Below are 15,556 nucleotides of genomic sequence, written 5' to 3' on the forward strand. Positions count from 1 at the left end.
TATTATTTTTTTGAATGTAGGGCAAGTTTGTTTCCTTCAGAATCTATGAAAATAGCAAAATACCCGGATTCTTCATTAATAAGGGTTTTAGTCATTACTATCCTTCCGCCGGCAGATTCCACGCGTTCCAGAACAATATTTAGATCTTTACCGGCATTAAGATATAAAAGTGGACCGATAATTCCCGGAATGGAACCCGGACCTGCGACAATTGCTCCTCCAATTCCCTTTTCTGCGGGGAAGAACGCCATGGCATAATTATCATCAAAGTTTTTTTCCATGTCAATGTCATATATCTCATTATAGAAATCTACAGCTTGCTGAAAATTGATCGCAGGAATTTCAAACCAGCTTATATAATCCTTTAATTTTTCTTGTTTCTTTTTCTTTGATGACACTCCGCCCATAGTTATATTTTTAGTTTATATTTCTCCGAATCCTTTATATCCTGTGGGATTAACCGGAGGTTCATATTCGTGTTCCTGCATTTTTAATTTTGCCAGGGTATCAAGTTTGGTAGGCTTGATAAGAGGTCCCAGTGAATTAAGGTATGGCAAATGAGCACCGTGCTGGTAGATCCCAAATTGGCCTATATGGTCCCTGAAACTTTTTAAGGGTTGTCCTAATCTAAGCACTCCCAGTTCCCGGCTTCTTTTCACCCGGTCTATATTAAGTTCAAGCGGAAAGATCTCTTCATTTCCTTCGGCCTGATAAATCACCCGGCCATCTGGCCCGCAAACAAGTGATCTTCCATTACCTCCAGATTCGAGACCATTCACATCAAAAAAGTAACATTGGTTTACAGCGGCCATTGCGCGCACTATAGATAATTCAATATCCCTGTCTATGGTACCTGTCATTGTAGGATGGAGGATTACCTCGGCTCCCATCACAGCCAGCGTTCTAACCGTTTCTGGAAACCACATATCGTAACATATGGAAAGACCAAATCGGGCCACTCCCGGCACATCAAATACACAAAATTCAGATCCCGGGGTTACTCCAACTTCATAAGGATAGAACGGAAACATTTTTCGATACCTGGTAACTATTTCCCCTTCAGGATTAATTACGGTAGCCGTATTGTAGATATTTCCTTCACTTTTTTCAAATATGGATCCCGGTAATAACCAGATCCCGTGCCTTTTGGCCATGGCCTGCATTTCCCTTTCAAAGTTTCCGGGGATTTCCTCTGCGGTATGTGTAAGCGGGCCATAAGCGCACAACTCGCTAAAAACAATCATGTCTACCCATGGGTAGAGGCTCATTGTGATATTTATTTTCAGTTTCATCATTTCCACATTGGAAGCGACGGCTGAAACTTTCATTTGTATTCCTGCTATTGCAAATGGTGTCATTCTCTTTTGATATTATTTTTGTTTATAAATACTGCAGGGTTTCATTAATCAAGTTAATATTCCACCCACGGGGAATTCACGGCAGAATGAACCACCGCATCATAGTTCCTAATTATTATACATTTTTTCTAATCTGGTCTTCCAGGATATCGAGTCCCTTATTCAATTGTTCATCTGTGATTACAAGAGGAGAAAGAATCCGTATCACATTCTTAAAAGTTCCCGCGCTAAGAAGGATTAACCCCTCATCTGCACATCCTTTAACGATCTTGTCGCAAAGCTCTGTGTTTGGTTTCCCGGGATCATTATTTTTCACAAATTCAATCCCGATCATAGCTCCTATTCCGCGAACATCGCCTATATCTGAAATCTCCTTTTTAAGATTTTCCAATCGGTCTGTAACCACTTTTCCAATATGAAGTGCCCGTTCATTTAAATTGTTGTCCTTCATATATTGAATTGTAGCCAATGCCGCAGCACAGCACACGGGACTTCCTATATAAGTACCTCCAATAGTTCCAGGACCTGCAGCATCCATGATCTCTGCCCGCCCCAAAACCGCAGCAATAGGTAATCCAGATCCAAGGGATTTGGCGTAGGTGCTTATATCTGGCTGCACGTTGTAATGTTGCCAGCTCGCCCAATGGCCCGTACGACAAAATCCGCTTTGGATCTCATCCATGATCAGCAATACCCCGTGTTCATCACAAAAGGTACGCAGCCCTTCAAGATATTTTTGAGGCACAGGATTAAATCCACCTTCCCCTTGTATGGGTTCAATAATGATAGCAGCAACGCTGTTAATATCAACAATGCTATGAGCACTTTCCTTAAGCCTGTTTAGCTCATTTCCCACAAATTCTTCCATATCCTGGTTCCCGTGGAACTTGTAAAAATTGGGAAAAGGAATCCTGTAAACTTCCGGAGCAAAAGGCCCGGATGAAGTTTTATAATTCACTTTACTGGTAAGGCTCATTGCCATTAATGTACGGCCGTGGTATGCTTCGCTAAAACATAATACAGCAGGCCTTTTTGTAGCCTGACGGGCAATTTTGATGGCATTCTCAACAGCTTCTGCTCCTGTACTTATAAGCATGGCCTTGGTTTTCTCTCCATGGGGAAGGATCTCTGCGAGTTCCTCACAAAGTTTTATGTAGGGCTCATAGGTTACAACATTGAAACTGGTGTGCAGATATTTCCCTGCCTGTTCACGAATGGCTTCTACCACAGGTTCAGGACAATGCCCTGCATTTACGACGCCTATCCCCCCGGCAAAATCTATTAATTCCCGGCCATCTACATCTGTTATTATTGCTCCTTTTGCATGTTTTACGGTAGCAGTATTAAAAATACCTACACCATTGGCGACTATATTTTTCCTCCTGTCAAGGAGCGCTTGTGATTGGGTTTGTTGTTCTGTCATATAAAATTTAAGTTGTAGATAAAAAAAGGCTCGAAGGAATCCTAAAATTGCTGTTTAAAATGGAAAAGCCCGTGCTTTTTAGAACAGCAATCGAGGCTTAATATACAAAAAATACATATAAATTGCAACTAATCTTGCCATTGACAGGCATTTTAGAAGGATTGAAGAAAATTATGGCGTTAGAAAAATAAATATAAAAAAACTATGGATTGCTTCGGAAAGGTTTTCTAAAGTCTGAAAAACAAGTGTTCAATCAAATAAAAATATGGAACTTATAAAGGCAAGGCTGTTGTACTTTTTACCGAACTGATTATAAAAGTACTTTGGGTACTTCCTATATGTTCAAGATTTGTAAGCTTGGTAAGCATAAATTCCCGGTAGGCCTCCATATCCTTTACCCGCACTTTCAAAATATAATCATATTCCCCGCTTACATGGTAACATTCCAGTACTTCCGGTAGTTTTACAACTTCCGCTTCAAATTGAATAACATTGCTTTTAGTGTGTTGCACTAGCTTTATTTGGGTTAAAACCATAAAAGCTTTTTCTATTTTATCTGGTTTAACCAGTGCCACGTAGTCGGAAATCACTCCATTCCGCTCCAACCGCTTTATGCGTTCAAAAACAGCAGTAACCGAAAGACTTAAACCATTAGAAAGCTCTTTATTGGTGATCTTGCTATTCTTTTGTAATTTCTGAAGGATTTTTTTGTCGGTATTATCCAGGTGCATCTGAAGAAAATTTTTCACTTTATTCAAACGAAGATAGTCTTAATAAGAATATTAATCTAATTTTATTATTTTTTATAGATTAATAATCTGAAAATATAATAACCTATTGACTTTTGATCTTATTTTTCCGTATTTTGAGGATCAATCTAATCTAATTATTATGAAATACAAACCAGCAGACCACATCCAGGATCTTCAATATTTTGGAGAATTTGGAGGCGTAAACCCTTCTATATCCGACTCTTCCACTTACACATTCCTTTCTGCAAAAACCATGTTCGATACCTTTGAAGGGAATGCAGATGGATGTTATCTCTACTCAAGACATTCTTCTCCTTCCAATCTCTACCTGGGAGAAGCTCTTGCAGCGATGGAAGGAACAGAAACCGCCAATGTTGCTGCATCGGGAATGGGAGCAATCACAGGTGCCCTTTTACAACTTTGTATGGCAGGAGATCATGTTGTTTCCAGCCGGACTATATACGGAGGGACTTATGCCTTTTTAAAGAATTTTGCTCCACGTTTAAATATTGAAACCACCTTTGTGGATATCACAAAACTCGATCTTGTAGAAGCTGCGATTAATGAAGACACCAAAGTTTTGTATTGCGAATCTGTGAGCAACCCGTTGCTGGAAGTGGCCGATATTGAAGGCTTGTCTAAAATCGCAAAAAAACATAATATACCGCTGGTAGTTGACAATACATTTTCCCCTTTATCCATAACGCCTAGCCAACTGGGTGCCGATATTGTTATTCACAGCCTTACAAAATTCATTAACGGAAGCAGTGATACCGTAGGTGGTGTAACCTGTGGAACACAGGATTTCATCAACGCTCTTAGAAGTGTGAATGATGGAGCAAATATGTTGCTGGGTCCTACTATGGATAGTATGCGTTCTGCTTCTATTTTAAAGAATATGAGAACTTTGCATATCCGAATGAAGCAACATAGTAAAAATGCGATGTATCTGGCTCAAAAGTTTGAAGCAGATGGATTCCGTACCGTATATCCCGGTCTTCCCTCCCACCCAAGCCACGAGCTTTTCAAAAAGATGATGAATCCCGATTATGGTTTTGGCGGCATGTTGACCTTAGATGTTGGTAACATCGATAAAGCGAATGAATTGATGGAATTAATGCAGGAAGAAAACCTTGGATATTTAGCGGTAAGTTTAGGGTTTTACAAAACTCTTTTTAGCGCTCCCGGAAGTTCCACTTCTTCGGAAATTCCTGAAGAAGAACAAATCGAGATGGGATTGAGCAATGGATTGATTCGGTTTTCAATTGGTTTGGATAATGATATAGAAAGAACTTACCAAATGATGAAAAACTGTATGAGAAAGGTTGGTTTATTGGAAACTCAAAAAGTATAAGCACATTTACTTTTAATCAAGGAGGATAAAAAAGCGCATTTTTTGGAAAAGATATTTTCTGAAAATGCGCTTTCTTTTGTTTTTTAAATTTTCTGAATTGCAAAAAATATTCCTGACTAATTTATTTTTTCAGCCTGCTTATTGCCTTATTTAATGCCGCATTTAAGGTTTAAATCCACGCCACGGTAGCTTACGGGATTCCCGAAATGGATTTCATTCAACCGGGCTTGCCAAGGGGTTCTTAATTTAAAGAATTTTATTTTCACACTTGCTCAATTTCCTTTAAAATCGTAACATTACGACCCAAAACAAATAATTTAATGGACGGCCAGACCAATTCCCCTGAAAATGAACCAATAACAGAAAACAAAGAATTAAATATTTGGGAAGCATTGATCCCGGTAATCGCACTTATTGCAATGCTGGCTTTCAACGTTTTTGTTTTTGGGGATGATGCCCTTGGGGGATCAAATCAATTCATTTTATTATTGGGCGGCGCAGTCGCAGCTATTGTAGGATATTTTAATAAAGTAAAGTACAATAAGATGATCGATGAAGTTGCGAACAACGTACAAAGCACCACCGGGGCAATTTTGATCTTACTAATGGTTGGCTCACTTGCCGGAACCTGGATGATTAGCGGGATCATTCCAACAATGATCTATTATGGGTTACAAATCCTGAATCCCACTATTTTCCTGGCGGCCTGTGTTATTATTTGTTCTGTTATTTCTATCGCCACCGGAAGTAGCTGGACAACTTCTGCTACCGTAGGTATTGCACTTATAGGAATTGCGGAGGCTTTGGACATTTCTGTTGGAATGACTGCCGGCGCTATCCTTTCCGGAGCATATTTTGGAGATAAACTCTCACCTTTAAGCGACACCACTAACCTTGCTCCTGCAATGGCCGGAACCGATTTATTTACGCACATTCGTTATATGCTCCTTACAACCGTTCCTACCATTACAATCACTATTATTATTTTTATTATTATAGGTCTCAACCTTGACATTTCGGGAGATACAGACACTTCCGCTATTTTAAGTTCAATTGAGTCTTCCTTTACCATATCTCCCTGGTTATTTTTGGTTCCTTTGGTGGTAATTCTCTTAATTGTTAAAAAAACATCGCCTCTTATAGCACTTCTTATTGGGACGTTACTTGGGGCTGCTGCAGCATTGATCTTTCAACCAGATCTGGTTGCTCAAATTGCCGGTGTCACAAACTTGGATTTCATAAGTGGCTACAAAGGAGTAATGCAAGCTATTACCGTAGAAACTTCTGTTTTAACCGATAATGAAGACTTAAACGACCTTTTTTCCTCCGGAGGTATGGCGGGAATGCTTGGAACCATCTGGCTCATCATTTGTGCGATGGTTTTTGGCGGGATTATGGAAGCTATAGGAGCTTTGGCAACTATTAGCCGGGCTTTGTTAAATATGTTTCATACTACTTTTGGATTGTTTGCAAGTACGGTTTTTAGCTGCCTGGCTCTAAATGTAACCGCGTCAGATCAATATTTGGCCATTGTAGTTCCCGGGAAAATGTTTGCCAAAGCTTACAAGGATAAAGGTCTTGCTCCTGAAAATTTAAGTCGTACGCTGGAAGATTCCGGAACGGTTACTTCAGTATTGGTTCCCTGGAATACCTGTGGCGCATATCATAGCGGAGTACTTGGAGTTCCAACATTATCATATGCAGGTTATGCCTTTTTCAATTATTTAAGCCCATTTATGACCCTAATATTCGCAGCTTTCAGCATCAAAATAAAACAACTTACTACTAAAACCGCTTAAAATTTAAACTTCTTAAAATCTTCTCCGGTTTAAAAAAATATATTTCATTTCTTTAATTATTCACGATAGATACCCACTATTCTTGGATAAGAATTTAAAATTTTATAGGCATTAACAAGATCGATGATTTCATATATTTGCACGGAAAATAAACAAACAATTAAACATAAATTTAGTATGGCTTTAGTAGGAAGAAAATTTCCAAATTTAAGTGTGAATGCAATTGATGAAATGGGTGATACCTTTAAGTTAAATGTTCTTGAAGAAGCTCAAAAAAACAATAAAAAAGTATTATTATTTTGGTACCCAAAGGATTTTACATTCGTTTGTCCAACTGAACTACACGCTTTTCAGGAGGCTTCAAAAGAATTCGAAAAAAGAAACGTACTGGTTATTGGCGCATCCTGTGATACTGCCGAAGTTCACTTTGCCTGGTTAAATACTGCAAAGGATAATGGTGGGATTGAAGGTGTTAAATACCCAATACTTGCTGATTCTAACAGAAACCTTAGCTCTCAGCTTGGTATCCTTGATATTACCAATGAGCAATATGATGAAGAAACTGGAGCAGTTACTGTAGAAGGAGACAATGTAACCTACCGCGCCACCTACCTTATTGATGAAGAAGGAACTATTTTCCACGAAAGTGTAAATCATATGCCGCTTGGAAGAAATGTTAAGGAATTTATTAGATTGATCGATGCTTATACGCACGTTCAGGAAAAAGGAGAGGTTTGCCCGGCGAACTGGGAAGAAGGTAAAGAAGGAATGAACGCAGATCGTGAAGGAGTAGCTTCTTACCTTAGTTTAAACTAAAAAAACAAAAAATGGTTAAGGAATTAGAACAAGATAATTTAAAAGAAATAGTTGCAGAAAATGGAACTGTAGTTGTTCAATATATGGCTGGATGGTGTGGTAACTGCAGAGTTATGAAGCCGAAGTTCAAAAAACTGGCAGGGGAAAATGAGCAGTCAACTTTTTTGATGGTAGATGCTGAAAAATTTCCTGAATCCAGAAAAATGGCCAATGTAGATAATCTTCCAACTTTTGCAACATTTAAAAACGGAAGTTTAGTGAATCAGGTTCAAACCAATAAATTTGAACTATTAAAAGATCTAGTAAATGAAGTTGCCAGTAATTAGACATTTGCAGCGTAACAATGATGCAGAAAAACTGCAAAATACCATCGATGTTTTAGAGAGTTTTACAGAACACAGATCTGTTTCAGATGAAGAAATGGATGTTGTTGGAGAATTGATCACCAACTTGTGCGGTGCTATAGAAGTCCATAAAATGATTGAAGATGGAGATTCTGAAATGGACGCTGCCAATAATTTTGTAAAAAAGGTAATGGGATCTATCGATCGCTAAAACCTAAAGCTTAATAGCTTACAATGGCTGTTTTTAGAAATAAAAACGGCCATTGTTGTTTTTATGATAATTTTAATAAATCCCTGTAACATAAGCATTAAATTTAGATTCTAAATAAAAAAGCCTAATACAATGTCTCAAATAACATTAAAAGATAAAAAAGTAAACACATATGGGAGCTTACCTGTGGTTGGTGAAAAAGCACCTCACTTTGAATTGGTACGATCTGATCTTTCAGCGGCTACCCTAAAAGATTTTAAAGGAAAAAGGCTTATTTTAAATATTTTTCCAAGCATTGACACCAATGTTTGCGCCACTTCTGTTAGGAACTTTAATGAAAAAGCTTCCACCTTGAAGAATACTGACGTCTTATGTATTTCAAGAGACCTTCCTTTTGCACAAAAAAGATTTGTTGACGATTCGGGATTAAAAAATGTGACCAATCTTTCTGATTTTCGCCAAGGTGATTTCGGGAAGGATTATGGCGTCGAAATGATGGATGGACCAATGGCCGGACTTCTTTCCAGAGCTGTAATTGTTTTAGATGAAGAAGGAAAAGTGATTCATACACAACAAGTACCGGATATTTCTCAGGAACCTGATTACCTCGCAGCTCTTAAGCCGCTTTTATAATGCGGGATAGTTACCTTGGTAAAAGAATACGGGGAGGAGGATATGCTTTTAAAGGAGCCTGGATTTTAATTAAGAGCGAACACAGTATTCAGGTTCAGGTAGGTATTGCAGTTTTAATAACTGGTGTTGGATTTTATTTTGATATCTCAAAATTCGATTGGATGTTTCAGTTTTTCGCGATTGGCCTGGTTTTAAGTGCCGAAGGTCTTAACAGCGCAGTAGAAGGAATTGCAGATTTTGTGCATCCGGATTTTCATACAAAAATTGGATATATTAAAGATGTGGCAGCAGGGGCTGTCCTATTTGCAGCCCTTACTGCCGTTATCATCGCAGGGTTCATTTATCTCCCGTACCTTTTCCCAAATCTTTTCCTACAATAAAAAGCTTTTATTACTTATACAGTATACCTGCGGGACTTTTATTCTTCGTTTTTAAGCACATAATAGTCATGTTTTATATGGCACCATCCTAAATCTTGTAAGGCAAAATTTTAGTTAAGCGTTGATCAAGAATTCTATAGTTTTTAGTCCCTTGATATTCTTTTGAAGGATTATATTTTCGCGTCAAATGATTTTGTTGAATCGTTTACACTTCTCATTGAAAGATACTGAGCGATAGATCGCTCCTTTATATACTCCTAATTGGCCACAATATTGAAACCTTAATTTTACTGCTAAGACTTCCGGATATTAACTTTCCGCATATGGTTATAATCCAAAAAAAAGCCTATAACCTGTTAATTTTATGCTATTAATTTAATTTTAATTCACAGATCTTTTCCTTTAGTAAAATTGTATCTCCCACCTCCCAGAACAGTTTACTCTCAATTTTTTGCGAAGAATTAAATTTCATAAATATAATGACAGAAGGTATTCAATGAAAACGGCATTCTTAGTAAACCAAAAGTGTAAATAATGATTTTTAATCTGTACCTACTTTGGAGAAGTTTCCCGAAATATTGAAAAAACCTGGTTCTTTTTCAAAATCTATAAACCTAATATTCAATTTGATACGCAGAATAAACTACTGATAAATATCATTGTTAATAATCTTGAATTATCTTAATTTTATTCTGTACAATAGTTATTGGATAAAAATTGCTTCGAAACCCAATCTTGTATAATCTCCCCATTAAGAATTTATAGTAATTTATTAATAACTAAATATTTATAATCATGAAAAGGATCTTACTTGGTTTATTTATTTTTGGTTTGACCACCCAAGCCTACGCTCAGGTAACAGAGTTACCTGAGATTAAAATTGTAGCCGTAAACTACAAGTATCTTGATGCTGCTGGAGAAGAAGATGTGGCAGAACCGGTGAAATTATTACAACGGGAAGCAGCAACTTTCAATTTGAAAAATTCAGAATATTACCAGGATGATTATGACACTTATTTCATTTCGTTTTTCATTCCTCAAGGTAAAATCCTTGCCTCTTATGATAGAGATGGTAAATTATTAAGAACTGCCGAAAAATTTAAGGACATAGCACTCCCAAAAGCAGTTTCTACAGCCGTTGCAAAAAGATTTCCTGGATGGAGCGTTTCTAAGGATGTTTATTTGGTAAGTTATCATGAAGCCAAAGGAGCCTCTAAAACATACAAACTCTTACTGGAAAACGGAGATAAGCGAATGAGGATCAAAACAGACGAAAAAGGAAATTTCCTTTAGTCCTTTGTATACTTATAATTATTAAAAAAGGCCAAACTTTAAAATTTTGGTTGGTAAAGAGGCTGTCTAAAAAGGCGGTCTCTTTCTTGAATTCCAACAACTTACTACTTTTAAATTGTCTAAAAACATCATTGAAGATTTGGTTTCATTTTATGCAAAAAATAAAATTAAACCTCTGATATATATCATCTTATGATTTCCGGTTTTACACTAATTTCAGTATGTAATATAAAAATTATTAATTTTTAAAACCTAAAATCATGTCATTAGTTAAATCAAGCAAACGCCGTTCTCCTATTGCTGGGGAATCACTTATGTCTCAAGATCCTTTTTTTTCAGATCTGATGGATACCCGCAGAGGCATCTTTAATTTAAACCGGATCTTTAATGGAGATTTTGAAAATGATCTAAATTTGATCCCTGCGCTTAATGTAAAGGACAACAAAAAAAATTACGAGGTTCTATTAGCCGTGCCCGGACTAACCAAGAATGACTTTAATATCACCGTAGATGATGGTATTTTGACTATTTCTGCTGAAAAAGAGGCAAAAACAGAAGAAGAAAAAGAAGGATTTGTAAGGAAGGAATTTAGTTACAATTCATTTTCTAGGTCAATGATTCTACCAGATTCAGTTGACGAGGATAAAGATATTAAAGCCCAATATCAGGATGGTGTCCTAAAGTTGACCCTTCACAAAAAAGAAGGAGCTAAGCCAAAAAGTCCTAAAAAAGTGAATGTGTCTTAAATAAGAAAGGTGATTGAAAAGAAATAATTTCAATCACCTTTTTATTTTTTGTTGATTATATTTTATGAATCTCCCATTTTTTTTGGGGACTTTTTACAGCAATTAAATTCTCACTCACCCATCGCGCTTCAATTCGTGGTGCTTCCCTTAATTTCTCTCTGGAGACCGCTACCGGAAAAGGACCGGCTAGATATTGCTTCACTTCTCCTTCCCTGTCTATTAAAACAACATCGTACTTATAGGATTTAATTGTGATATCCAAAAGATCATTCCTTCCTAAAGATTTCTCTTCTATTTTTAAAGCCAATGCTTGTCCGTTTTTGAAGTTGGAAACATTTAGGAATTCCGGTTCAATAACTGTCTTCCCCGAAGAATCTATAAATCCATAATACGGAATTTCGTCGGTAACCTTTTTAATTATAATCCTGCCATCATACATGCCCGGGAATTGCTGAGAAGCCACCCCAACATCGGTTTTAGAAGAGGTCTTTTCATTATGAATTAAATCATTCCTGAAATTAACTGTTAATTCTCCCTGAGAATTTAAAAACCCCCATTTATTATTTTTTAAAACCGGGATGTGACCTTCATTTGCCGGACCAATAAATTCGAGATCCTGAATTACCTGTGAAAAAGTGAGTAACGGAATCATAAGAAAAACCGTTACCAGCAGTACTAATTTCATTTTTATTAAATTTTAATATTCATTAAGAAAATTACGGTTCTTTCTTTTAATAGAAAATGATAAACATCATACTTTCATACACGTGAAGTTTCGCGTTTGCCTTATTTAACTAGTTCAAAGCCCGCGCTAAACTGATATTGGTCATAGTTTTAAGGGTCATTTCGCAATAACTTTATTGTAAACAAATTTTATAATGATGAGAAAGATAGTGGTTCCAACAGATTTTTCGAAAAACGCATTCAATGCCCTCAAATATGCCGTAGAGTTATTTAAATATGAAAAATGTGAAATTTTCATATTACACGCTTTTGCCGATGAGGTTTACGACGACATGTCTATAAATAACCAGGCTTTATTAGAGGACTTAAAAGACAGCGTTCAGGTAAAATCGGAAAAAGAAATTGCCCAGATCATTTTAGATATCAAAGAATATTCTCCAAATCCTCACCATCATTTTAAATCAATTTCTGAATTTGGTTCGCTTGTAGATGAGATCAACGAAGTAGTGAACGAAGAAAATGCCGATATCATTATAATGGGAACCAGGGGTAAAACAAATTATCAGCATATAACCTTTGGAACCAATACCCTTCAGGTAATTAAATATGTGCATTGTCCGGTTCTTTCGATCCCGGAAAATTATGAATTTAAAACACCCAAAAACTTCCTCTTCCCTACAAATTATATGATCCCCTATCAAAAAAGGGAATTAAAACTGGTAGCTGATTTATCCAGCGCCTACCAGGCTATTATTCATCTATTATACATTTCTGAATTTCCTGTAGAGAGTTTCCGGCAAAAGGACAACCAATTATTCCTAAAGGAACAATTCTATGAAACCGGTTTTAAATTTCATAGGGGCGAAGAAACGGATAAGATAAAAGCCATTAATAAAAACATTGGCTCATTGAACATAGATCTTTTGATTATGGTCAATTCCCGATACACTTATTTAGAAACTATTTTATCAGGATCTACCATCGACATTATTGGCTTACAGCCCAAAATCCCATTTTTAATACTTCAGAATTTCTATCGGCAAATAACTTAAATCTCACAAAACCGTTGGATTGATTTTAAGATTTATTTAAAAAAATAAAAGATGAAAAAAATACTTTTACCTACCGATTTTTCCGATAATGCGTTTAATGCCATAAAATACGCTGTACAACTTTTTGAGAACGAAGCGTGCATTTTCTACCTTTTAAACACCTATACGCCGGTGCTTTACGACACCGAACATATTCTTTATAGCCCTTCTCAATTAAGTCTTGACGAAATTTATAAGAATAATTCCCTAAAAGGATTGAAGAGAGTTGAAAAAAAGTTGAAGCGAGAATTTCATAATCCCAAACATACTATAGAGAAGGTTTCGTCCTTTAATCTACTTAATGAAGAGATTCTGGAACAGGTGAAAGAAAAAGAAATAGACCTTGTAATAATGGGTACTCAAGGCGCAACTGGTGCCGAAGAAATCTTGTTTGGAACCCACACCGTTCATGCCATAAAAAAAACCAAAGTGCCTCTTCTGGCTATCCCTTCCGATTTTGAGTTCGTTCAGCCAAAAAACATTCTTTTCCCTACAGATTATGATATTAATTATACCACTAAACATTTACAACTTCTGAAAGAGCTGGCTTATACTTATAACTTCGAGATACATATTCTACATGTGATTTTTGGGCGACAGCTTGAAGAGAAGCAGGAATACTCTAAAAAAATACTGGTTGACTATTTTAAAGAAACACGCAATCAATTTTATAGTATTGAAAAAAATACCGTTACAGAAGGGATCTACGATTTTCAGAAAGAGAATTCCATCGATCTGTTAGCAATGATTAGCAACAAACATTCATTTTTTGAAAACCTGCTTTTCAGGCCGGTAATAAATGACATTGGATTTCACGTAAAGATTCCGTTTTTGGTAATTCCTTCTGGAAAATATAATTCTTAACCATGAAAAACATCCTTCTTCCTACAGATTTTTCAGAAAACGCCTGGAATTCGACGCTTTACGCGATAAATTTGTATAAAGAGGAATCTTGCCGTTTTTTTTTAATGACTTCATATAATGTAAATGGTTATTATGAAAACAGTATGATGGATCCCGTTCCGGCAAAAGAGGAATCGATAAAAGTTAAAGCAAATTCAGAAGAAAAGCTAAACCGACTTTGTGAAATTATTAAAGAACGCTCTTCAAATCCTAAGCATACATTCAAATGTGTTGCCTTAAATAAAACCTTAATAGATTCTATAAAACATGAGCTCAACCAGCATGCATTTGATATTATTCTCATAGGCACACAGGGATCCACGGGAGCTTATGAAGTAATTTTTGGCAGTAATACGATTCAAATATTGAATGAGATAAAAAACTGCCCTATTCTTGCAGTTCCATCCAATGTATATTTTAAGGTCCTAAAAGAGATCGTATTGGCCACTAGTTATAAAATCGAACATTCCAGTGATGATCTTAAATACCTTATTCAACTTGCCAAACAAAATAATTCTGCGATTCGGATACTTCACATAGAAGAATCCGGGGGGATTAGTATCTCTCAAAAACATAACAAAAACCATCTGGAGTCTTGTTTAAAAGAGATTGAACATAGCGCTCATTCTTTGGCTCACGTAAGTATTCCTATAGGAATTTATTGTTTTACCGAAAGCAGAGGAAGTGATATGATCGTATTTATTAATAAAAAGCACAATTTTTTAGAAAACTTACTTTTTAAGCCTCTCTATAAAGATTTAGGGAATTATTCCAGGATTCCCTTACTCGTTTTACACCGTTCCAATGAATAAGCTTTAAAAACATTAAAGAGATGTGACTGTTGTCATATTCCCCGTAAGATCAACAAATTACCTTTATACTACTAAACTAATAAAGTGATGAGAAAGAATATATTAATACCAACCGATTTTTCCAAAAATTCGTGGAACGCTTTAAATTATGCTTTGAGTTTATTTAAAGATGACAAATGTACGTTCTACCTGTTAAATGCATTTCAACTATATTATTTCACAACAGACAGCCTTATTGTTCCTGAGCCGGGAGAACCTAATTATGAAAAAGCCAAAGAAGCATCTGAGATTGGGCTTGAAAAAACAATAGATGGAATCACATCCAGAGGAGGTACCGAAGAACATAGATTTGAAATTATTTCTACCTATAATTCTGTTTTGGAAGCCGTAAGGACTGTTATCGATAAAAATGATATAGAATTAGTGATAATGGGTACCAAAGGTGAAAATGACCCTACAAGTAAACTGTATGGTAGTAGTGCAGTGGATGTTATGGAGAAAGTATATGATTGTCCAGTTATCGTCATTCCGGAAAACGTGAGCTATCAGGAGGAAAAGAGAAAAGAAGTTGTATTTGCTACCAATTTTAAAACTGCTTACAAGCGTCGAGAATTAGAGAACCTGGTTGATATCGCAAAAAAAATGAAGGCAGCAATTAGGGTGCTACATATTCAGGAAGTAGATAAATTAAGCAAGGAGCAGGGGAAAAATAAAGAGGACCTGCAGGAATATTTGGGTGATGTGGTTCACACATTTCATACATTAACCGATATTAAAGTAGCCCCCGGGATTCATTCCTTTATAGAAAGCAGAGATAGTGATCTCCTGGCACTTATCAATAAAAAGCATAGTTTTTTAAACAGCATATTTACAAAATCCCTGGTAAAAGAAATTGGATATAAACCTCAGGTCCCTGTTCTGGTGATGCATAATATAAAAGATTAGAGTAACCAACTA

At 36.3% G+C, this 15,556-nt stretch carries 18 protein-coding genes; 13 read left to right on the forward strand and 5 right to left on the reverse strand.

Annotation, left to right across the window (positions count from 1 at the left end; genetic code table 11):
• Positions 1 to 2 precede the first annotated feature (2 nt).
• From GILLI_RS01565 to GILLI_RS01580, 4 genes are all read right to left on the reverse strand, one after another.
• Positions 3 to 407, reverse strand: coding sequence for a VOC family protein (locus tag GILLI_RS01565; RefSeq protein ID WP_006987363.1), 405 nt, complete (start codon positions 405 to 407; stop codon positions 3 to 5).
• A 15-nt stretch (positions 408 to 422) separates the two neighbouring features.
• A complete protein-coding gene (locus tag GILLI_RS01570) occupies positions 423 to 1,358 on the reverse strand; it encodes a carbon-nitrogen hydrolase family protein (protein ID WP_006987364.1) in 936 nt (311 codons plus the stop codon).
• A gap of 115 nt (positions 1,359 to 1,473) precedes the next feature.
• Positions 1,474 to 2,781, reverse strand: a complete 1,308-nt coding sequence (locus tag GILLI_RS01575) for an aspartate aminotransferase family protein (protein WP_006987365.1) — start codon at positions 2,779 to 2,781, stop codon at positions 1,474 to 1,476.
• Between the two features lie 272 nt (positions 2,782 to 3,053).
• Positions 3,054 to 3,512 carry an Lrp/AsnC family transcriptional regulator gene (locus GILLI_RS01580; protein WP_040506300.1) on the reverse strand — a complete coding sequence of 153 codons (459 nt, stop codon included), beginning with the start codon at positions 3,510 to 3,512 and terminating at the stop codon, positions 3,054 to 3,056.
• A 160-nt stretch (positions 3,513 to 3,672) separates the two neighbouring features.
• Between GILLI_RS01580 and GILLI_RS01585 the strand changes: the two genes are divergently transcribed.
• The 9 genes from GILLI_RS01585 to GILLI_RS01625 all read left to right on the forward strand — a co-directional run bounded on the left by GILLI_RS01585 (position 3,673) and on the right by GILLI_RS01625 (position 11,109).
• Positions 3,673 to 4,887: an aminotransferase class I/II-fold pyridoxal phosphate-dependent enzyme gene (locus tag GILLI_RS01585; protein ID WP_040506325.1), complete on the forward strand. Its 1,215-nt coding sequence runs from the start codon at positions 3,673 to 3,675 to the stop codon at positions 4,885 to 4,887.
• Between the two features lie 320 nt (positions 4,888 to 5,207).
• Positions 5,208 to 6,686: a Na+/H+ antiporter NhaC gene (nhaC, locus tag GILLI_RS01590; protein WP_006987368.1), complete on the forward strand. Its 1,479-nt coding sequence runs from the start codon at positions 5,208 to 5,210 to the stop codon at positions 6,684 to 6,686.
• 177 nt (positions 6,687 to 6,863) lie between these two features.
• On the forward strand, positions 6,864 to 7,502 hold the full coding sequence (locus GILLI_RS01595) for a peroxiredoxin (RefSeq protein WP_006987369.1): 639 nt from the start codon (positions 6,864 to 6,866) through the stop codon (positions 7,500 to 7,502).
• A gap of 11 nt (positions 7,503 to 7,513) precedes the next feature.
• Positions 7,514 to 7,828 carry a thioredoxin family protein gene (locus tag GILLI_RS01600; RefSeq protein ID WP_006987370.1) on the forward strand — a complete coding sequence of 105 codons (315 nt, stop codon included), beginning with the start codon at positions 7,514 to 7,516 and terminating at the stop codon, positions 7,826 to 7,828.
• A complete protein-coding gene (locus tag GILLI_RS01605; protein ID WP_006987371.1) occupies positions 7,809 to 8,057 on the forward strand; it encodes a DUF6952 family protein in 249 nt (82 codons plus the stop codon). The genes GILLI_RS01600 and GILLI_RS01605 overlap by 20 nt, the downstream gene beginning before the upstream one ends.
• Before the next feature lie 132 nt (positions 8,058 to 8,189).
• Complete coding sequence (tpx, locus tag GILLI_RS01610) at positions 8,190 to 8,690, forward strand: thiol peroxidase (RefSeq protein ID WP_006987372.1); 501 nt, start codon at positions 8,190 to 8,192, stop codon at positions 8,688 to 8,690.
• On the forward strand, positions 8,690 to 9,070 hold the full coding sequence (locus tag GILLI_RS01615) for a diacylglycerol kinase family protein (protein WP_006987373.1): 381 nt from the start codon (positions 8,690 to 8,692) through the stop codon (positions 9,068 to 9,070). Before tpx ends, GILLI_RS01615 begins: the two co-directional genes overlap by 1 nt.
• 795 nt (positions 9,071 to 9,865) lie before the next feature.
• Positions 9,866 to 10,363, forward strand: coding sequence for a hypothetical protein (locus GILLI_RS01620; RefSeq protein WP_006987374.1), 498 nt, complete (start codon positions 9,866 to 9,868; stop codon positions 10,361 to 10,363).
• Between the two features lie 260 nt (positions 10,364 to 10,623).
• Positions 10,624 to 11,109 (forward strand): Hsp20/alpha crystallin family protein, encoded by a 486-nt coding sequence (locus GILLI_RS01625; RefSeq protein ID WP_006987375.1) that lies wholly within the window; start codon positions 10,624 to 10,626, stop codon positions 11,107 to 11,109.
• Between the two features lie 55 nt (positions 11,110 to 11,164).
• Here the strand turns inward: GILLI_RS01625 and GILLI_RS01630 are convergent, their stop codons facing one another.
• On the reverse strand, positions 11,165 to 11,794 hold the full coding sequence (locus tag GILLI_RS01630; RefSeq protein WP_006987376.1) for a WG repeat-containing protein: 630 nt from the start codon (positions 11,792 to 11,794) through the stop codon (positions 11,165 to 11,167).
• A 193-nt stretch (positions 11,795 to 11,987) separates the two neighbouring features.
• On the opposite strand from GILLI_RS01630, the gene GILLI_RS01635 reads away from it, so the two are divergent.
• The 4 genes from GILLI_RS01635 to GILLI_RS01650 all read left to right on the forward strand — a co-directional run bounded on the left by GILLI_RS01635 (position 11,988) and on the right by GILLI_RS01650 (position 15,544).
• A complete protein-coding gene (locus tag GILLI_RS01635) occupies positions 11,988 to 12,845 on the forward strand; it encodes a universal stress protein (RefSeq protein ID WP_006987377.1) in 858 nt (285 codons plus the stop codon).
• A gap of 51 nt (positions 12,846 to 12,896) precedes the next feature.
• Positions 12,897 to 13,748, forward strand: a complete 852-nt coding sequence (locus GILLI_RS01640) for a universal stress protein (RefSeq protein ID WP_006987378.1) — start codon at positions 12,897 to 12,899, stop codon at positions 13,746 to 13,748.
• 2 nt (positions 13,749 to 13,750) lie between these two features.
• Positions 13,751 to 14,599, forward strand: a complete 849-nt coding sequence (locus tag GILLI_RS01645; RefSeq protein WP_006987379.1) for a universal stress protein — start codon at positions 13,751 to 13,753, stop codon at positions 14,597 to 14,599.
• Positions 14,600 to 14,686: 87 nt separating this feature from the next.
• Complete coding sequence (locus GILLI_RS01650; protein ID WP_006987380.1) at positions 14,687 to 15,544, forward strand: universal stress protein; 858 nt, start codon at positions 14,687 to 14,689, stop codon at positions 15,542 to 15,544.
• Positions 15,545 to 15,556 lie beyond the last annotated feature (12 nt).

The organism is Gillisia limnaea DSM 15749 (assembly GCF_000243235.1).
Taxonomy (GTDB): domain Bacteria; phylum Bacteroidota; class Bacteroidia; order Flavobacteriales; family Flavobacteriaceae; genus Gillisia; species Gillisia limnaea.

What these genes read in the sequence shown, in the direction of transcription:
- GILLI_RS01625 (WP_006987375.1), top strand. Translation starts at nt 10,624, where the DNA reads ATGTCATTAGTTAAATCAAGCAAACGCCGTTCTCCTATTGCTGGGGAA.
- tpx (WP_006987372.1), top strand. Translation starts at nt 8,190, where the DNA reads ATGTCTCAAATAACATTAAAAGATAAAAAAGTAAACACATATGGGAGC.
- GILLI_RS01585 (WP_040506325.1), top strand. Translation starts at nt 3,673, where the DNA reads ATGAAATACAAACCAGCAGACCACATCCAGGATCTTCAATATTTTGGA.
- nhaC (WP_006987368.1), top strand. Translation starts at nt 5,208, where the DNA reads ATGGACGGCCAGACCAATTCCCCTGAAAATGAACCAATAACAGAAAAC.
- GILLI_RS01645 (WP_006987379.1), top strand. Translation starts at nt 13,751, where the DNA reads ATGAAAAACATCCTTCTTCCTACAGATTTTTCAGAAAACGCCTGGAAT.
- GILLI_RS01640 (WP_006987378.1), top strand. Translation starts at nt 12,897, where the DNA reads ATGAAAAAAATACTTTTACCTACCGATTTTTCCGATAATGCGTTTAAT.
- GILLI_RS01570 (WP_006987364.1), bottom strand. Translation starts at nt 1,358, where the DNA reads ATGACACCATTTGCAATAGCAGGAATACAAATGAAAGTTTCAGCCGTC.
- GILLI_RS01575 (WP_006987365.1), bottom strand. Translation starts at nt 2,781, where the DNA reads ATGACAGAACAACAAACCCAATCACAAGCGCTCCTTGACAGGAGGAAA.
- GILLI_RS01650 (WP_006987380.1), top strand. Translation starts at nt 14,687, where the DNA reads ATGAGAAAGAATATATTAATACCAACCGATTTTTCCAAAAATTCGTGG.
- GILLI_RS01595 (WP_006987369.1), top strand. Translation starts at nt 6,864, where the DNA reads ATGGCTTTAGTAGGAAGAAAATTTCCAAATTTAAGTGTGAATGCAATT.
- GILLI_RS01620 (WP_006987374.1), top strand. Translation starts at nt 9,866, where the DNA reads ATGAAAAGGATCTTACTTGGTTTATTTATTTTTGGTTTGACCACCCAA.
- GILLI_RS01600 (WP_006987370.1), top strand. Translation starts at nt 7,514, where the DNA reads ATGGTTAAGGAATTAGAACAAGATAATTTAAAAGAAATAGTTGCAGAA.
- GILLI_RS01635 (WP_006987377.1), top strand. Translation starts at nt 11,988, where the DNA reads ATGATGAGAAAGATAGTGGTTCCAACAGATTTTTCGAAAAACGCATTC.
- GILLI_RS01580 (WP_040506300.1), bottom strand. Translation starts at nt 3,512, where the DNA reads ATGCACCTGGATAATACCGACAAAAAAATCCTTCAGAAATTACAAAAG.
- GILLI_RS01630 (WP_006987376.1), bottom strand. Translation starts at nt 11,794, where the DNA reads ATGAAATTAGTACTGCTGGTAACGGTTTTTCTTATGATTCCGTTACTC.
- GILLI_RS01605 (WP_006987371.1), top strand. Translation starts at nt 7,809, where the DNA reads ATGAAGTTGCCAGTAATTAGACATTTGCAGCGTAACAATGATGCAGAA.
- GILLI_RS01565 (WP_006987363.1), bottom strand. Translation starts at nt 407, where the DNA reads ATGGGCGGAGTGTCATCAAAGAAAAAGAAACAAGAAAAATTAAAGGAT.
- GILLI_RS01615 (WP_006987373.1), top strand. Translation starts at nt 8,690, where the DNA reads ATGCGGGATAGTTACCTTGGTAAAAGAATACGGGGAGGAGGATATGCT.